1 pseudogene is annotated in these 297 nt (G+C 61.3%); it reads right to left on the bottom strand.

What is annotated here, in order from left to right:
- A pseudogene (locus EN808_RS35805) lies at positions 1–287 on the bottom strand (ornithine cyclodeaminase family protein); the annotation flags it as partial.
- Positions 288–297 lie beyond the last annotated feature (10 nt).

The following is a 297-nucleotide window of genomic DNA, read 5'->3' as shown; positions in this document are numbered from 1 at the left end:
GTCCGATACTGGACATCCAGCGCCCCGACCGCTTTCGCGCGTGCGAATGCCAGGCCGGCTAGTGCGAGATCACCAACCGCCATGCCGCGGAACGTGAAAGCTGTTCGCTCACTTGCGCTCTGACGACCTGGCACATCGCCGCCGACCAAACCTGACAGGTCGCCGGCAACGAGCTCGGGCCTCACCATAGGCTTGCTCATCTGCGCCTCCTGCACCAAATCATCTATGACGATGCGATCGAAGGTAACCATCGTTTCAGGTAGCCAGGGCAGGGCCAGATCGGTCATGGTCGCGAAT

It is taken from the genome of Mesorhizobium sp. M8A.F.Ca.ET.165.01.1.1, assembly GCF_004792065.1.
In the GTDB taxonomy this organism is placed as follows: domain Bacteria; phylum Pseudomonadota; class Alphaproteobacteria; order Rhizobiales; family Rhizobiaceae; genus Mesorhizobium.
This window is presented reverse-complemented; position numbering and strand designations above follow the sequence as displayed.